This is a genomic window from Dyella lutea (assembly GCF_024158035.1).
In the GTDB taxonomy this organism is placed as follows: domain Bacteria; phylum Pseudomonadota; class Gammaproteobacteria; order Xanthomonadales; family Rhodanobacteraceae; genus Dyella_A; species Dyella_A lutea.
In genome coordinates this window covers 489,141-505,764 of the sequence record NZ_JAMZEK010000001.1, presented here as the reverse complement: position 1 = coordinate 505,764, position 16,624 = coordinate 489,141, and the positions used below count along the sequence as shown (strand labels likewise).

Sequence of the window (16,624 nt, the reverse complement as noted above, 5' to 3'; positions counted from 1 at the left end):
GCCCTGCCGCGTCGTGGCGGTTCCACTCGGGGTGTTACTGCATGTACCAGCCGTGGCTGACCACGAACGACTGCCCGGTCAGCGCCGCCGACGGGAAGGTCGCCAGGTAGAGCGCGGTCTGCGCGATGTCCTCGACCGTGGTGAACACGCCGTCCACGGTGTCCTTGAGCATCACGTTCTTGATTACCTGGTCTTCGCTGATGCCGAGCTCCTTGGCCTGCTCCGGGATCTGCTTCTCCACCAGCGGCGTGCGCACGAAACCAGGGCAGATCACGTGCGAGCGCACGTTGTGCGGCGCGCCTTCCTTGGCCAGCGCGCGGGCCAGGCCAAGCAGGCCGTGCTTGGCGGTGACGTAGGCCGACTTGAGCTTGGAGGCCTCGTGCGAATGCACCGAACCCATGTAGATCACGATGCCGCCCTGGTCGCCCTTGTACATGTGCTGCAGCGCGGCCTTGGTGGTGAGGAAGGCGCCATCGAGATGGATCGCCAGCATCTTCTTCCAGTCGCTGAAGGCGAACTGGTCGATCGGGTTGATGATCTGCACACCGGCGTTGGAGATCAGGATGTCCAGCCGGCCGAACGCGGCCACCACCTTTTCGGTACCGGCGTTGACGGCGGCCTCGTCGGTGACGTCCATCACCACGCCGATCGCCTTGCCGCCGGCGGCGGTGATCTCCGCCGCCGCGGCATCCGCGGCCTGCTGGTTGATGTCGGCGATGGCGACCGCGGCGCCTTCCTTCGCATACAGCTCGGCGATCGCCTTGCCGATGCCGCTGGCTGCGCCGGTGATCAGTGCAACCTTGCCGTCCAGACTTGCCATGAGCGCTCTCCTGTGGGTCTCGGGGAAGTTTTGCAGTGCATCATTCTGCGCCCCTTGTCGTGACAGGAAAAGCGTGACGAGTGGATCAGTCCGTTTCCGGCGCCAGATAGGTGTACGCGGTCAGGCCCGCATCCAGGCTCGCAAAAAGCTGCGCCGCCGGCTCGCCGTCGATACCCGCCGCCGCGATGCGCTCGCGATAGCTGCGGCGCAGCGCGGCGAGGTCGTAGCCGACGTAGTCCAGCATCAGGTCGGTGGTGTCGCCGCGACGCTTGTGGGCGAAGGTGAAACCCTCGCCCTCGGCCCGCACGTTCACCGCGTCGGTGTCGCCGAACAGGTTGTGGATGTCGCCGAGCGTCTCCTGGTAGGCACCGACCATGAACAGCCCCAGGCAGTAGCTCTCGCCGCGCTTGAGCGGATGCAGCGCCAGGCTCACGTCCACGCCCTCGGCATCGACGTAGTGGTCGATGCGGCCGTCCGAATCGCAGGTCAGGTCGACGATCACGCCGCGGCGCGTCGGCGCCTCGTCCAGCCGCGCGATCGGCGCGATCGGGAAGATCTGCTCGATCGCCCAGATGTCCGGCACCGACTCGAACACCGAGAAGTTGACGAAGTACTTGTCGACCAGTTTTTCGTCCAGCTCGTCCAGCGCCTGACGGTGCGCACGCTCGCCCGGCAGCAGGCGGGCGCGCACCGCGTTGGCGATCGCATAGTAGGCCTCGTCCAACCGCGCGCGATCGGCCAGCGGCAACTGGCCCAGCGCGTACAGCGCCTGGCCCTCGGCCAGATGGTGCTGCGCCTCGTGGAACAGTTCCAGCGGCGGACGCTGGTCCAGCTCCTCGTGCACCTCGCGCAGATGGCGCAGCACCGGCGGCTCGTCCGCGCGCGGCGGCGGGATGGCGCCGGCCGGCACCGCCTCCACCTCGCTCACGTCCACCACCAGCACCGCGTGGTGCGCGGTCATCGCGCGGCCGGCCTCCGTGAGGATGTGCGGCGCCGGCAGGCCTTCGGCCACCACCGCCTCGGCCAGCGACTGCACGATGGTCGCGGCGTACTGCTCGATCGAGTAGTTGATCGAGTTGTGGCTGCGCGAACGCGAGCCCTCGTAGTCCACGCCCAGGCCGCCGCCGACGTCGACGATCTCCAGCGGCACCCCCTGCTTGCGCAACTCGACGAAGTAGCGGGTGGCCTCGCGCATGCCGTTGGCGATGTCGCGCACGTTGGAGATCTGCGAGCCCATGTGGAAGTGCTGCAGCTTCAGCGTGTGCTTGAGCCCGGCCGCATCCAGTCGCTCGATCAGCGTAAGCACCTGGCTCGGCGACAGGCCGAACTTGCCCTTGTCGCCGCCGGTGTTCTGCCACTTGCCGGCGCCGATCGAGGCGAGCCGCACGCGCACGCCGAGCAGCGGCTCCACGTCCAGCGCCCTGGCCTCGGCGAACACGTGGTCCAGCTCCGACAGCTTCTCGATCACGATGTGCACGCGCAGGCCGAGCTTCTTGCCGATCAATGCCAGGCGGATGTACTCGCGGTCCTTGTAGCCGTTGCAGATCACGATCGAGCCGGGCCGCGCCATCGCCAGCACTGCCATCAGCTCGGGCTTGGAACCGGCCTCCAGGCCGAAGCCCGCGCTGCCGGCGCGCACCAGCTCGCTGACCACGCTGTGCTGCTGGTTGACCTTGATCGGGTAGATCGCCGTGTAGCCGCCCGCATACTGCCAGTCGGCGATCGCCCGGGCGAACGCGCCCTGCAGCCTGGCCAGACGGTCGGCCAGGATGTCGGGGAAGCGCACCAGCAGCGGCAGCCGCAGGCCTTCGGCGCGTGCCTTGGCCACGATCTGCGGCAGTGACATCGACGGGCCGGTGGCGCCGCGCGGGCGCATGACCATCTCGCCGGCCTCGCCGACGTCGACGTAGCCGTCGCTCCAGTGCGGCACGGCATAGGTGTGGCGGGCGGCGGCGCGGTCCCAGGAACTCGCCATGGACGGTATCTCCCTTGTGCAAACGGAACGTAACGTCGCAGCGGCGAGCCTTGACGAGATGCTCGGCGAGAGCAGGAGGTCTGCCGGCCGGAAGCCTCGCACGCCGCGGGGCCGGGAAGACCTTGAGGCGCTCCGCGCGGCCGCGGCCGGGGAGCGCCAGGCGCGCATTGTAGCGGGGCCGGATGACTGGTGCGTGTCCCCCCGGGACCCGGGGGAACTCGCTACAATACGCGGTCTTTACGTATCCCCGTCCCCTTACGCGTCACCAGGAACACCCGCCATGTCGCAGCAGCCCAGCTGGTTCACCGAAGCCCACCAGGCCTCCGGCTCCTCCATCGGTTTTCGCGTGGAGAAGCAGCTGCACGCCGAGAAGACGCCGTTCCAGACCATCGAGATCTACCAGACCACCGACTGGGGCAACCTGATGGTGATCGACGGCTGCGTAATGCTGACCAGCCGCGACAACTTCCTCTACCACGAGATGATGACCCACCCGGCGCTGTTCACCCATGCGCGCGCCAAGCGCGTGGTGATCATTGGCGGCGGCGACTGCGGAACCCTGCGCGAGGTGCTCAAGCACGAGGAAGTGGAGAAGGCCACCCAGGTAGAGATCGACGAGCGCGTCACCCGCCTCGCCGAGCAGTACTTCCCGGACCTGTGCGAGGCGAACAACGATCCGCGCGCCGAGCTGCTGTTCATCGACGGCATCAAGTACATGGCCGAGGCGGAGCCGGAATCGCTGGACCTGATCATCGTCGACTCGACCGACCCGGTCGGCCCGGCCGAAGGCCTGTTCAACGCCGCCTTTTACGCCAGCTGCCACAAGGCCCTGCGCCACGGCGGCATCCTGGTGCAGCAGTCCGAGTCGCCGCTGGCGCACATCGAGCTGATCAAGTCGATGCGGGCCGCGATGCGCACGGCCGGCTTCAGCGCGGTGAAGACGCTGCCGTTCCCGCAGCCGTGCTACCCGACCGGCTGGTGGAGCTGCACCATGGTGCGCAAGGGCGGCGAGCTGTCCGGCTTCCGCGAGCGCGGCGCGGCAGCCAAGAATTTCGCCACCCGCTACTACAACGCCGAGATCCACAAGGCCGCGCTGGCGCAGCCGGAGTTCATGCGCGAGGCACTGGGCGAGTAAGCCGCCCGCGCGCCGGCTCAGAACAGCTTGGCGCGCACCTTCGGCAACAGCACCAGCGCGAGTGTCGCCAGCGGTCCGAACAATAGTGACAGGGCGAACCAGAGCAGGCCGCTGCGGTTCTTGCCCTGCGCCAGCCCGGCATTGACCAGGGCCAGGGTCCCCCAGCCGGCGAACCACGGCATGGCGCCGTCGAGATGATTGAAGGTATCCACTCGCGTCTCCGGTGATCGCACGATGGCGCGCGTCATGCGCGGCAAAGACTTCGATGGTAGCAACCCGGGGCGGCCAGCGATGGTCGCGCCGGCCCGCGGATCAGCCAGGCTTAATCCGCACGCGGTACGCTTGCCGCTTTGCATGCCAAGGGACCTGCATCCATGCGAGTACGCCAACGACTGGCCATCAGCCTGATGCTGGGCCTCGCGAGCCTGCCGATGGCCACGATGGCGCGGGACAAGGCGGCGCCCTCGCCGGCCACGACCCGCGCGCAGGCGCTGGTCGGCTTCCAGCGCGACCTGGTGAGTGTGCTGGCGCCGCGCGCCGACGCGATGCCCCTGCTCGGCGCCGCCCTGCTGGCCCGGCCGTTGCAGAAGCAGCCGTCCTCGACGAGCTTCCACGCCCTGATCACCCGCGCCGCCCGGGCCGACAGCGCCAGTCCGGCGGCGCAGTGGGCCCGCCTGACCGACTGCGACGCCGCAGCCCGGACCTGCCCGAATGCCGACGCGCTCGCCGCACTCACCGCCGAAGCCGGCGACAATGCCGCGGTCTGGCTGCTCAAGCTGGGTCAGGACAGCGCCAACGAGCGCCGCGACGACGCCCGGGAGGACCTGCGCCGTGCCGCGGGAGCCAAGCTCTACGACGACTACACCGGCACCGCGCTGCAGGCGCTGGCGACCACCGTCGGCACGCTGCCCCCGCCCCCGGCGGCGCTCGATCCCGGCTCGCCGGCCGGGGCCTGGGGGGTCCAGGTGGTGATGGTATTCGGGGTCAGCGGACTGCTGCCGGCCCCACAGCCGGGCATGCAGGCGACCGCGCGCCTGTGCGAAGACGGCAAGGATGATCCGGCGACCCGGCAGAGCTGCCTGCAGCTCGCCCATCTGCTGGAGTGGGGGTCCAGCCCGCTGGCACGGTCGCTCGGCCTGCATCTGCGCGAGACCCTGTCGGACGACCCCGAGGCCCAGGCTGCGGCCCGCACGGAGATGGCCAACCTCGCCTGGGAGGTGCGCAACTTCGCCGCCTTGTCCGCACATGCCGCCGGCGACAAGGCACTGGCGCAGCACCTGCTGGCGCTCGCCCGCAACGGTGGCACCGAGATGAGCCTGATGCTGGCGGCGCTCCGCGACGAGGGCATCCCGCTCGACGCCCCCGGCACCAGCGAAACCGCCACGATCGCCCCCGCCGCGTCGACCGTGACGCCCTGAGCACGGAGCCGGCCTCCTCACTCCCCCGGGTTCCCGCCGCATCGCTCTCACAGTAGGCTTGGCCCCACTTACCCGCGCGGAGTCAGGCCGATGCTTACGGTGCTGGTGGCAAGCAGCAAGGGCGGTTGCGGCAAGAGCACGGTGGTCACGCAGCTCGCTTCGCACTGGTCCCAGGCGGGCAAACGCACGGCCATCATCGACGCCGACCGGCAGCATTCCTCGTTCCGCTGGGCGGCCCGCCGGCCGGAAGGCGTTCCCGGCGTGCTCGCACTGGAAGGTGGTCGCAAGGCACTGGGCAAGCTCCCGGAGGACACCGAGCGGGCTCTGATCGACACCCCGGCGGGCGTTACCGAACGCGACCTGGAGCCTTACCTGGAAGCGGCGGACGTGCTGCTGGTACCGGTGTTGCCCTCGAGCTTCGACATGGACGCCACCCTCGCCTTCATCGAGGAACTCGGGCAGATCCCGCGCATCAAGCGCGGCAAGCTGCCGGTGGCGCTGGTGGCCAACCGGCTCAAGCCCTGGACGCACGCCAGCCAGGACGCAGTCGCCCAGCTCGGCGAGGCGGCCCCTTTCCCGATCGCTGCCCAGCTGCGCGACAGCCAGGCCTACGTGCTGCTCGCGGCCCTGGGCAAGGGCATTTTCGATTACCAGTCGGAGAACGTGCGCAGCCACCAGGACGACTGGAAGGCCCTGCTGCGCTGGATCAAGCGCGCCCATTGAACCAAACCAGGCCAGGGTGTGACCCGCCCGGCCGATCCGGAGTCATGCATGCTCGAACTCATCCTGTTGCGACACGCCGAAGCCCTGCCAGCCAGCCCGGGCGACGATGACCGCGAGCGGCGACTCAGCGGGCACGGCGAACAGGAAGCGCGCGCCGCCGGCAGCTGGCTGGCCCGGCACGGCACGCGGCCACAGCGGGTGCTCTGCTCGCCCGCCGAGCGCACCCGCGCCACCGCGCGACTGGCGATGGAGGCACTGGATCATGCGCCGGAGCTCGCCTACGCCGAGGAGATCTATGACGCCACGCCCGGCGAGCTGCTCGCCCTGCTCGACGAACACGAGAGCGTGGCCACGGTGATGGTGGTCGGCCACAACCCGGGCATCGAGCGGCTGGTCGCCCTGCTGGTGGAGGGGCGATCGGACGAGTTCCGCGGCATGCCGCCCGCCGGCCTGGCGGTGCTGCACCTGAACGGCGCGCTCGAGCCCGGCAACGCGCGACTGGACGCCTTCTGGTCACCATGAGGGCCGCGGCCTGGTTGCCGCTGCTGCTCGCGTTGCTGTTCCTGCCCGCTGTCGCATCCGCCGCGGACTACCGCATCGACAGCGCCCGCTCGCATGCGGAGTTCAGCGTGCGCCTGCTGTGGGTGCGGCAGATCGGCGGGCGCTTCACCCATATCGAAGGCGACGTCACGCTCAATCCACTGCGTGACACCGCGGTGGTCGAGGCCACGGTCGACGTCCACAGCGTCGCGATGACCTCGGCACGACTGCGGCGCTGGGTGCTCGACCCGGAATTCTTCGATGTGCGCCTGTTTCCGACCATCCGCTTCGTCTCCGCGCCACTGCCGGTGCGCGCGCTCGACCAGGGCGGGCCGCTGCCGGGCTGGCTGACCCTGCGTGGGGTGACCCGGCCGGTGCAGTTCCGGCTGGAGCCGGCCAGTTGCACCCTGCGCCGCGACACGACGTGCCGGATCGAGGTCCGCGGACAGATCCGGCGCAGCGACTACGGGATGAACGCACACCGTACGGCGGTCAGCGACGCGGTCGATCTGGGCCTGCTGATCACGCTGGACGCGGCCGCGCGCTGACACCGCAACGTATCATCCACGGATGTCGAAACACTTCCTGCTCCTGGGCGCCGTGCTGGCGCTGGCCCTGCAGGGCTGCACCGTATCGCGCCTGCATGTGCGGCAGGCGCAGGCCATCGTCGCCGAGACCACGCCGCCGGCTTCCGACTGCTCCGGGGCCGACCACTGCGCGCGACCGTCACCCGTGCTCGCGGCCGCGGAACAGGCGATGGCGCAGTCCACGCCCGACCATCCGCAGCACATCGTGACACTGCTCGCCGACAGCGAGGACGCGCTGGCCGCGCGCATCAACCTGATCCAGGCGGCGAAGCACTCGATCGACGTGCAGACCTACATCTGGGACCAGGACGACGTCGGTCAGCTGGTGCTCGACCAGCTGGTGCAGGCGGCCCGCCGCGGCGTGCGCGTGCGCATCCTCGCCGACCAGTTGTTCTCGTTCGGCAACCTGGCGCTGCTGAACCGGCTGGCGCGGGTGGACAGCCACCTCAAGGTGAAGCTCTACAACCCGACCTTCCACGATGCCGAGACCGACCCGGCCGAGTTCGCCGCGGGCATCGTGTGCTGCTTCATGAAGTTCAACCAGCGCATGCACAACAAGGTGCTGCTGGTCGACGACACCGTCGGCATCACCGGCGGACGCAACTACCAGGACCGCTACTTCAACTGGGACGGCGGCTTCGACTACGTCGACCGCGACGTGATGGTCGGCGGGCCGGCCGCGCGCGACATGGCGGCAAGCTTCGAGCTATTCTGGCACCACAAGCGCTCGGTGCCGCTGACCCGGCTGCGCGACGTCAACCAGTACATCCGGCAGCACCCCGAGGCACCCGGGTGGCCGGCGCCGACCTTCCGCCGACCGCAGCGCGTGGCACGACTCGAACACGACGCCCAGAATCCGCTGTGGCTGCAGGCGCACCTGCTGGCGCCGGCCTTCCATACCAGCCAGGTCGAGTTCTTCAGCGACTTGCCGGCCAAGACCGACGCGCCCACCCGCAAGCACGCGCTGGACTTCACCCACCACGTGATGCAACTGGTGGCCAGCGCGAAGCACGAGGTGGTGCTGCAGACGCCGTATCTGGTGATGAGCAAGCAGGCGCAGCGCATCTTCAAGGCCATGCACAAGCGCGCCGACCCGCCGCGGATCCGCGTATCGACCAATTCACTGGCCTCGACTGACGCGTTCGCGGTCTACGCGCTGTCCTACAAGCATCGCAAGCGTTACCTGCGCGATTTCGGCTTCCAGATCCAGGAGATGAAGCCGCATGCCGAGGCCGCCGAGGAGGACTACGCCATCGCCAACGCCGACCTCCCGCCACGCCTGGCTGCCGCCACGGGCCGGCGCGAGCGCTACCCGGGCGTGGAAACGCGCGCGATGTTCGGCAGCCGCGGCAAGCGCAACCGGCCGGCGCCGTTGATCGAGCCCGGCCTGCGCTTCGGCCTGCACGCCAAGTCGATCGTCGTCGACGACAGTTTCGCGATGGTGGGCTCGCACAACTTCGACCCGCGCTCGGACCACTACAACACCGAGGCCGGCGTGATCGTGCATGACCGCGACTTCGCCAACGCGGTGCGCGCGTCGATCCTGCGGTTGACCGGACCGGAGAACGCTTGGGTGATCGCACCGCGACGGGTATCGGTTCCAGTGCTCTCGCAGGTCAACCAGGCGATCGGCGACATTTCCGAGAAGCTGCCGCTGTTCGATTTCTGGCCTTACCGCTACGCCACCAGCTACGACCTCAAGCCCGGCTGCACGCCGATGGCGCCGAGCGACCCGGCGTTCTTCAGCTGCTACGAGCCGGTCGGCGACTTCCCCGGGGTCGCGCTGTCGTTCAAGCTGATCTATACGCGCCTGATCACCGCCTTCGGCGCCGGGGCGAGCGGCATCCTGTAGGTCGGCCACTCGTCACTCAACGGGCGGCGGGCGCCGTGCCGAAGTGCATCGGCAGCTCGCCGCTGAGGCCGCCGGGATGGTCCGGCGGCACGGCGAATCGCCATTGCGCCACCAGCGCCCGCGCGTGTGCATCCAGCACCGCATCGCCGCTGGATCGGGCGACCCGGGCATCGAGTACGCGTCCAGTGCCATCCACCTGGATATGCAGCACCACGTCGCCGGCCAGGTGTCCGGCCAGTCCGGCATAGCGGGCCGACAGCGACGGCATGCTGACCGGCACCAGTTCCGGCGGCGGCGGCACGGGCGCCTCTGCGGGGCCGGCCGCATGCATGGAGGCGACGCGCGGCGATGCCGGGCGCTCGCGGTCGGCGCGATAGCGGAGGGCGGGCGGCGCAGTGTGCTCGGCGATCACCGCATGGCGGGGACCGGCCCAGCCGGCGGTCTGCCCGGACAACCATTGCGTGCCGAGCACACCCACCAGCAGCGCCAGCACGCTGAGCAGCGACGTGACGCGCAGGCGCGGGGTGATTCTCACCGCGACACGCCGCCCGGCCAGTCAGCGCTCGAGGATCGCCGTCACGCCCATGCCACCGGCCGTGCAGATCGAGATCAGGCCGCGACCGGATCCCCTCTGCAGCAGCAGCTTGGCCAGCGAGGCGATGATGCGCGCGCCGGTGGCGGCGAACGGGTGGCCGGTGGCCAGGCTCGAGCCGTGGACGTTGAGTTTTGCCGGATCGATGCTGCCCAGCGGCGCATCCAGGCCGAGGCGCTGCCTGCAGTAATCGGCACTCTCCCACGCGCGCAGCGTGCACAGCACCTGAGCAGCGAAGGCCTCGTGGATCTCGTAGTAGTCGAAGTCCTGCAGGGACAACCCCTGCCGCGCCAGCATCCGCGGCACGGCGACCGTAGGCGCCATCAACAGGCCCTCGCCGCGCACGAAATCGACTGCCGCCACTTCCGCATCGCGCAGCCACGCCTGCACGGCCAGGCCGTGCGCGCCGGCCCATGCCTCGGTGCCGAGCAGCACTGCGGCGGCGCCGTCGGACAGACCGGTGGAATTGCCGGCGGTGAGCGTGCCGTGGCCGGAGCTCTTGTCGAACGCGGGCTTCAGCGCGGCGAGCTTTTCCAGCGTCGTGTCCGGACGCAGGAAGCCATCGCGCTTGAGGCCGCGGAACGGCACGACCAGGTCGTCGAAGAAGCCCGTGTCGTAGGCGGCGGCGAGCTTGCGGTGGCTCTCCAGCGCCAGCTCGTCCTGCGCCCGGCGCGCGATGTGCCACTCGCGCGCCATCTTCTCGCAGTGGTCGCCCATCGACATGCCGGTGCGCGGCTCGGCCACGCCGGGGAAGGCCGGCTTCAGTTCACCGAAGGAGAAACCGCGGAAGGCGGTCTTCAGCTTGTCCAGCGGGGTCTTCGCGCGATTGACCGCCAGCAGCCGCTTGCGCAGGCGCTCGCCGTAGACGATCGGCACGTCGCTGGTGGTATCCGAACCGGCGGCGATGCCCGCCTCGATCTGCCCGGCGGCGATCTTGTTGGCGACGATGATCGCGTTGTCCAGCGAAGTACCGCAGGCGCGCGCGGTGGTGATCGCCGGCGTGGTCGGCGCCAGGCCGGAAGAGAGCACCGCCTCGCGCGCCAGGTTCCACTCCGAGGACAGCCGGATCACCGAGCCCAGTGCGACCTCGCCCAGCTCCACGCCGTGCAGTCCGAAACGCTCGACCAGGGCCCCCAGCACCTTCACCGACATGCCGAAATTGCCGACCTCGGCGTACGCCGTGTTGTTGCGGCAGAAGGGAATCCGCACGCCACCGATCACGCCGACGCGCCGCTGCGAGTTGTCCATGGTCTGAGAAACATCCGGCCGGGTATTGAGCCTGCAAGGCTAACCCGCGTGGCCGCCCCGGGAAAGCCCGCTGCGAGGCCGTTTGTGCGAACCGGTTCAGCACCGGCGAGGCTTGCGGGGCCCGCTGGTAGAATCACGGGTCTTTGCCGTCCGGAAGAATCCCTTGGAAAGCACGCCTCTCGAGGCCTTGCCGGTGGTCCTCGCGATCGAGACCGGCGCCCAGCTCCCGCGCGCCACGCTCACCCGCGACGAGGCCGCCGAGCTGGCTGCCCACGTCGCCGCTGACCTGCAGTCGCTGGTGCCGGCCGCCACCGAGGCGCGGCTGGCGCTGGCCGGTGCGCTGTTCGACACGGTTGAACTGCTGCGTCCGGGCTTCCCGGTGTGGGCCACGCTGGATGAGCTGGCCCGGCGCGTGCCGCGCGGCCACCTGGAGAACGTGGTCGCCTTCGGCACCCACGAGGGCCGCATGCCGGCCCAGCCGCTGGAGCCGGAGGCCACCTACGCCGACGGCCCGATGCGACTGCTGCCGATCACCCTGCTCGCCCCCGAGACTCTCGCCGCCACGCTGGGCGAGCAGCTCGAAGTGGAACTGGTCGGCCGCGGCGAGGCCGGGCAGCGTACCGCCGACTGGCTGATCCGCACGCTGGGCGTGCCGCTGGAGCACGTGCGCTACCTCAGCCGCAACGACCTGCTGGCGCTGACCTGCGTGCAATACGAGCACGTCAACCTGGCGCCGCTGTGGACCCTGCTGGAGGCCGCGCTGCTCACGCCCTACCGCGAGGAAGCCACGCTCAGCGCGCGCGGCGTGCCCCTGTGCTACGCCGACGGCGGCGTGCTGGTGCAGTCGCCCGCGCAATGGCTGGCATCGAACCAGGAGGAGGACCGTGCCCACGCATTCGCCGGCGCGATCTTCGAACTGCGCCAGTACGCCGCCCTGCTCGAGGCACACGGCCTGCCGATGCGCCTGGCGCCGGTCGACGGCGTCCCGACCGAGGCCCGCGACGGCTATCTGCTGGAAACCCTGGCAGCGGCCGATCCCGGCTACGACGCGCCGCGCCTGGTCGCCCACGAGGCGGCCGGCCTCGGCGTGGTCGCGGTCACCGCGGCACAGCGTGGCGACGGCGGCCTTGCCCGCGTGCTCGCCCATGGCTACCCGCTGCAGCCGCAGGCGCTGGGGCCACTGGTGACGACGCTGGCCGAGCGCTTCGATCTGGACCCGGACCTGCAAGCGCTCGGCCACATCCACCTGGATGCCGCGGGCCGGCTGGGTGCGCCGGACACGCCGCTGCACTGACACCGTGCATCCCGACGCCGGGCAGCGCATCATGCTCAGGCCTGCCACAGGCATCGGGGAAGCTTCGGGGTGACAGCCAACCGCCACGGTCCATTGGCCGCCGGTCACGACGACCGGTCCGGCAGTGCTGCCTCCGCGGAGGGACACGCGGAACACCTGCTGTCGCAGCTGCCGGGGCTGGTCGCCTGGCTCGACCGCGAGCTTTGCGTGGGTTACCTCAACGACAAGTACCGCACATGGACCGGTGCCGATCCGGCCGCGATGCTCGGCCAGCCGATCGGGGACTGGCTCGGCGTCGCCGGCGGCGAGGCGATCCGCCCGGCCCTGGAAGCGGCATTGCAGGGCAAGGCGGTCGACTTCGACGGCCATCTGTTCGACGACCCGGCCCGTCGCTACGTGCATGCCAGCCTGCGACCGGACCGCGCCGCCGACGGCACCGTGCACGGCGTGATCGCACTGCTCACCGACACCACCGACAGCCATGCGCTGGAACAGCGCCTGCGCGAGAGCGAGCAGCGCTTCTTCGGCGCGTTCCAGCATGCGGCCATCGGCATGGCGCTGGTGCATCCGGACGGGCGATTCCTGCGCGTGAACACCGCGGTCTGCCAGATGTTCCAGTACACCGAGGAGGAATTCCTGCAGCTGGACATCGCCTCGGTCACCCATCCCGACGACATGGCCGACGACAACGAGCTGCGCGACGAGCTGCTCGCCGGCAAGCGCGACTCGTACCAGATGGAAAAGCGCAACATCCGCAAGGACGGCCAGGTGGTCTACCTGCAACTCAGCGTGTCGGTGGTGCGCGACGCCGCCGGCGAGCCCCTGTATTTCGTCTCGCAGGCACAGGACATCAGCGCGCGCAAACGCTTCGAGGACGAGCTGTTCCGCGAGCGCGAGCTGGCCGAGGTCACGTTGAGTTCGATCGGCGACGGCGTGATCACCACCGATCTGCAGCTGCGCATCACCTCGCTCAACCCGATCGCTGCGGCGATGACCGGCTGGCCCCGCACCCAGGCGCTGGGGCAACCGCTGGAGGACGTCTTCCAGCTGCAGGGCGATGCCGAAGGTGACACCGTGGCCAACCCCCTGCGCGAGGCGCTGGCGCGCAACGCCATCGTCGATCTGGCCGGCAAGGCGGTGCTGCGCCACCGCAACGGTTTCGTCACGCCGGTGGAGGATTCGGCCGCACCGATCCACGACCACGCCGGCAACGTGATCGGCGGCGTGCTGGTGTTCCACGACGTCAGCGAGACGCGCTCGCTGGCGCTGAAGATGATGCACCTGAGCCAGCACGATCCACTCACCGGCCTGCCGAACCGGCAGCTGCTGCACGCCCGCATCGAGCAGGCGATCGCCAATGCGGAGCGGCGACGCCAGCGTGGTGCCGTGCTGCACCTGGACGTGGACCAGTTCAAGCGGATCAACGAAACCTGGGGCCATGATGCCGGCGACCGCGTGCTGCAGGCGCTGGCTGGCCGCCTGCGCGCTCTGCTCGGCAACGACGAGGTGCTGAGCCGGCTCAGTGGCGACGAGTTCGTGGTGCTGCTGCCGCAGATCGAGGCACCCGCCGATGCGGCGGGCATGGCCGAGCGCCTGCTCGAGGCATGCGGCGAGCTGCGGGCGGAGGGGCTGGCCACGCTGGAGCTGCGCGCCAGCATCGGCGTCACCCTGTTCCCCGACGATGGCAGCGATGCCGAACTGCTGCTGCACAACGCCGACAGCGCGATGTACGAAACCAAGGTCGGCGGGCGCCACGGTTACCGGTTCTACACGCCGTCGATGCGCGAGCGCGACAGCGCGCGCCGGCGCATCGAGGACGGCCTGCACACCGCCCTGGCGCGCGACCAGCTGCGCCTGCTGTACCAGCCCAAGGTCGACGCGGTGGACGGCCGCATCGTCGGCGCCGAGGCGCTGCTGCGCTGGTCCAAGGAGGACGGCGGCTGGTGGCTGCCGGACGAGTTCATCCCGATCGCCGAGGACAGCGGACTGATCGTTCCGATCGGCGCCTGGGTGCTGCGCCAGGCGTGCCGGCAGGCCAGGGCCTGGCAACGCGAAGGCCACGGCATCCCGGTCTCGGTCAACGTGTCGCCGGTGCAGCTCGACGATCCGGGGTTCCTCGGTCATCTCGATGCCGCGCTGGTGGAATCCGGTCTCGATCCGCACCTGCTCGAGCTGGAGCTGACCGAGCGCGTGGTGGTCTCCGGCAGCCGGGCCACCGGTGCGCTGCTGCGGGCGATCCGCCGCCTGGGCGTGCGCATTTCGCTGGACGATTTCGGCACCGGTTACTGCAGCCTGTCCTACCTCAAGCACTTCCCGGTCGACGTGCTGAAGATCGACCGCGCCTTCGTGCACGACATCATCCAGGACAGCGAGACGGCGGCGATCACCACCGGCATCATCGCGATGGCGCGCAGCCTGCACAAAGACGTGGTCGCCGAGGGCGTGGAGACGCTGGCGCAGAGCGAGTTCCTGCGCGACGCAGGCTGTCCGGTGCTGCAGGGTTACCTCTACGGCGCCCCGATGGATGCCACCTTGCTGGAAGCGCGGCTGCGCGAGCAGCCCCCCGGTCCGCGCGCGTCGAGCGGCGACACCTAGTCGTCTTCGGCCGGCTGGAGGCCGAGCACCACGGTCGGCCACAGCTCCGACACGGTGGGATGGATCGGCACCGCCCAGCGCAGCGCGTCCAGCGGCTGGTCCGCACTCATCAGGTCGAGCACGCCGTGGATCGCCTCGTCGCCGCTCACGCCGAGGATCGCCGCGCCCAGCACGCGCTTGGTTTCCGCATCGGCCACCAGCTTCATGAACCCCTCGGTCTGGCCGCGCTCCACCGCGCGGCCGACGCGCGTCATCGGTCGCTTGGACACCAGCAGCGGGCGGCCGCTGGCGCGCGCCTGCGCCTCGGTCATTCCCACGCGGCCCAGCGGCGGATCGATGTACAGCGCGTAGCCCGGCACCCGCTGCGACAGCGTGCGGTGGTCGCCGTCGAGCAGATTGGCGGCGATGATCTCGAAGTCGTTGTAGGCGGTGTGGGTGAACGCGCCGCGGCCGTTGCAGTCGCCCATCGCCCAGATGCCGGGCACGTTGCAGGCCAGCGTGTCGTCGACGGTGATGTAGCCGCGCTCGTCGATGGCCACGCCGGCGCGGTCCAGGCCGAGATCATCGGTGTTCGGCCGGCGGCCCATCGCCAGCAGTACGTGGCTGGCCACCACCTCGGGCGCGCCGTCGCGGCAGTCCACCTTCACCGCGACGCCGTCGGCGTGCGGGGCGAAGGCGATGCATTCGGCGCCGATGCGCACGGCGATGCCTTCGGCTTCCAGGAGCTCGCGGATCGCTTGCGAGACGTCCTCGTCCTCGCGGGCGATCAGTCGTGACTGCCGCTCGATCACCGTCACCTGCGCGCCGAAGCGTCGGAACATCTGCGCGAACTCCAGCCCGATGTAGCTGCCGCCCACCACGGCCAGATGCCGCGGCAGCGTGTCCAGCTGCAGGATCGAGGTGTTGGTGAGGTAGTCGATGCCGTCCACGCCGGGCAGCGGCGGCACCGCAGCGCGTCCACCCACGTTGAGGAAGATGCGCGGCGCGCGGATCGTCATCTCGCCCACCTGTAGCGTGTCCGGCGCCACGAAGCGCGCGTGCCCGCGCAGCACGGTGAGCTGCTCCATACCGTGCAGCCAGCGCTCGACGTTGCGCCGCGCATTCATCGTCACTGTGTGCGCGCGCGCCATCACCTTGGGGAAGTCCACCGTGACCTCGCCGCCCACCTGCACGCCGTAGTCGGCGCCGCGGCGCGCCAGGTGCGCCACCTCGGCGCTGGCCACCAGCGCCTTGGTCGGCATGCAGCCGGTGTTGACGCAGGTGCCGCCGAACAGGTGTCGCTCGACCAGCGCCACCCGCATGCCCGCGGCGGTGAGGCGCCCGGCGAGCGCGGGGCCGGCCTGACCCGCGCCGACGATGATGGCGTCGTAGGTGGCGCTCATGGCAGCAGCGCCATGATCGCGATGCCGCCGCCGATGGCGACGATGTCTTCCAGCAGCGCCGCCGGGCGATCGCGTCCGAACGCCGCGGCCAGCCGGGCCCGCGCCGCGGCACCACCCAACGTGCCGAGCACCGCACCCACCGCGCCGGCCGCGGCACCCAGCCACCACTGGCCACCGGCCAGACCCACCGCGGCACCGCAGAACCCGCCCATCACGATGCGCGTGGCGAACGGCGCCAGCAGCTTGCGGCTGGGCGTGGTGGGCAACTGGTCGGTGATCAGCTCGCCGACGGCGAGCAGCGAGAGGATCCACGGCGTGAAGCGCCAGCCGAGAAAGGCCAGCGGCGTACCTTGCAAAGGCAGCACGCCCAGCTGTGCTGCCCAACTGACGATGGCCGGCGCGGTCATCGCGCGCAGGTCGGCGACGATGCCGATGAGCAGTGCAGCGAGCAGGAGGATCATGG

General features: G+C 70.0%; 15 protein-coding genes. 8 read left to right on the top strand and 7 right to left on the bottom strand.

The annotated features are described in order from the left end of the window. Window positions 1-34: 34 nt before the first annotated feature. Window positions 35-820, bottom strand: coding sequence for a 3-hydroxybutyrate dehydrogenase (locus NC595_RS02315; protein ID WP_017461570.1), 786 nt, complete (start codon window positions 818-820; stop codon window positions 35-37). An 85-nt stretch (window positions 821-905) separates the two neighbouring features. Beyond that, window positions 906-2,795 (bottom strand): biosynthetic arginine decarboxylase, encoded by a 1,890-nt coding sequence (gene speA, locus NC595_RS02310; RefSeq protein ID WP_253564673.1) that lies wholly within the window; start codon window positions 2,793-2,795, stop codon window positions 906-908. A 280-nt stretch (window positions 2,796-3,075) separates the two neighbouring features. Here speA and speE point away from each other — a divergent pair, with 280 nt between their 5' ends. After that, window positions 3,076-3,930 carry a polyamine aminopropyltransferase gene (gene speE, locus NC595_RS02305; RefSeq protein ID WP_253564672.1) on the top strand — a complete coding sequence of 285 codons (855 nt, stop codon included), beginning with the start codon at window positions 3,076-3,078 and terminating at the stop codon, window positions 3,928-3,930. A 17-nt stretch (window positions 3,931-3,947) separates the two neighbouring features. Here speE and NC595_RS02300 read toward each other — a convergent pair whose 3' ends face one another. Next, window positions 3,948-4,112, bottom strand: coding sequence for an antitermination protein NusB (locus NC595_RS02300; protein WP_253565678.1), 165 nt, complete (start codon window positions 4,110-4,112; stop codon window positions 3,948-3,950). A 192-nt stretch (window positions 4,113-4,304) separates the two neighbouring features. On the opposite strand from NC595_RS02300, the gene NC595_RS02295 reads away from it, so the two are divergent. The 5 genes from NC595_RS02295 (at window position 4,305) to NC595_RS02275 (ending at window position 9,050) form a co-directional block, all read left to right on the top strand. Then, complete coding sequence (locus NC595_RS02295) at window positions 4,305-5,348, top strand: hypothetical protein (RefSeq protein ID WP_253564671.1); 1,044 nt, start codon at window positions 4,305-4,307, stop codon at window positions 5,346-5,348. Between the two features lie 90 nt (window positions 5,349-5,438). Next, window positions 5,439-6,071, top strand: coding sequence for a ParA family protein (locus tag NC595_RS02290; protein ID WP_253564670.1), 633 nt, complete (start codon window positions 5,439-5,441; stop codon window positions 6,069-6,071). A gap of 48 nt (window positions 6,072-6,119) precedes the next feature. Next, window positions 6,120-6,593 carry a SixA phosphatase family protein gene (locus tag NC595_RS02285; RefSeq protein ID WP_253564669.1) on the top strand — a complete coding sequence of 158 codons (474 nt, stop codon included), beginning with the start codon at window positions 6,120-6,122 and terminating at the stop codon, window positions 6,591-6,593. Beyond that, window positions 6,590-7,159, top strand: a complete 570-nt coding sequence (locus tag NC595_RS02280; protein ID WP_253564668.1) for a YceI family protein — start codon at window positions 6,590-6,592, stop codon at window positions 7,157-7,159. The genes NC595_RS02285 and NC595_RS02280 overlap by 4 nt, the downstream gene beginning before the upstream one ends. A gap of 22 nt (window positions 7,160-7,181) precedes the next feature. Further along, window positions 7,182-9,050 carry a phospholipase D-like domain-containing protein gene (locus NC595_RS02275; protein WP_253564667.1) on the top strand — a complete coding sequence of 623 codons (1,869 nt, stop codon included), beginning with the start codon at window positions 7,182-7,184 and terminating at the stop codon, window positions 9,048-9,050. A 16-nt stretch (window positions 9,051-9,066) separates the two neighbouring features. On the opposite strand, the gene NC595_RS02270 is transcribed toward NC595_RS02275, so the two are convergent. Together NC595_RS02270 and NC595_RS02265 are read right to left on the bottom strand one after the other, a co-directional pair. Next, window positions 9,067-9,585 carry an energy transducer TonB family protein gene (locus NC595_RS02270; protein ID WP_253564666.1) on the bottom strand — a complete coding sequence of 173 codons (519 nt, stop codon included), beginning with the start codon at window positions 9,583-9,585 and terminating at the stop codon, window positions 9,067-9,069. Window positions 9,586-9,606: 21 nt separating this feature from the next. Continuing rightward, window positions 9,607-10,890 carry an acetyl-CoA C-acetyltransferase gene (locus tag NC595_RS02265; RefSeq protein WP_253564665.1) on the bottom strand — a complete coding sequence of 428 codons (1,284 nt, stop codon included), beginning with the start codon at window positions 10,888-10,890 and terminating at the stop codon, window positions 9,607-9,609. Between the two features lie 163 nt (window positions 10,891-11,053). On the opposite strand from NC595_RS02265, the gene NC595_RS02260 reads away from it, so the two are divergent. Beyond that, window positions 11,054-12,184, top strand: a complete 1,131-nt coding sequence (locus NC595_RS02260) for a hypothetical protein (protein ID WP_253564664.1) — start codon at window positions 11,054-11,056, stop codon at window positions 12,182-12,184. A gap of 69 nt (window positions 12,185-12,253) precedes the next feature. Continuing rightward, a complete protein-coding gene (locus tag NC595_RS02255) occupies window positions 12,254-14,779 on the top strand; it encodes a sensor domain-containing protein (protein ID WP_253564663.1) in 2,526 nt (841 codons plus the stop codon). On the opposite strand, the gene NC595_RS02250 is transcribed toward NC595_RS02255, so the two are convergent. Next, a complete protein-coding gene (locus tag NC595_RS02250) occupies window positions 14,776-16,161 on the bottom strand; it encodes an FAD-containing oxidoreductase (RefSeq protein ID WP_253564662.1) in 1,386 nt (461 codons plus the stop codon). The two genes, NC595_RS02255 and NC595_RS02250, sit on opposite strands and share 4 nt — an antisense overlap. After that, window positions 16,158-16,622: a DUF4126 domain-containing protein gene (locus tag NC595_RS02245; protein WP_253564660.1), complete on the bottom strand. Its 465-nt coding sequence runs from the start codon at window positions 16,620-16,622 to the stop codon at window positions 16,158-16,160. The genes NC595_RS02250 and NC595_RS02245 overlap by 4 nt, the downstream gene beginning before the upstream one ends. Window positions 16,623-16,624: the final 2 nt, after the last annotated feature.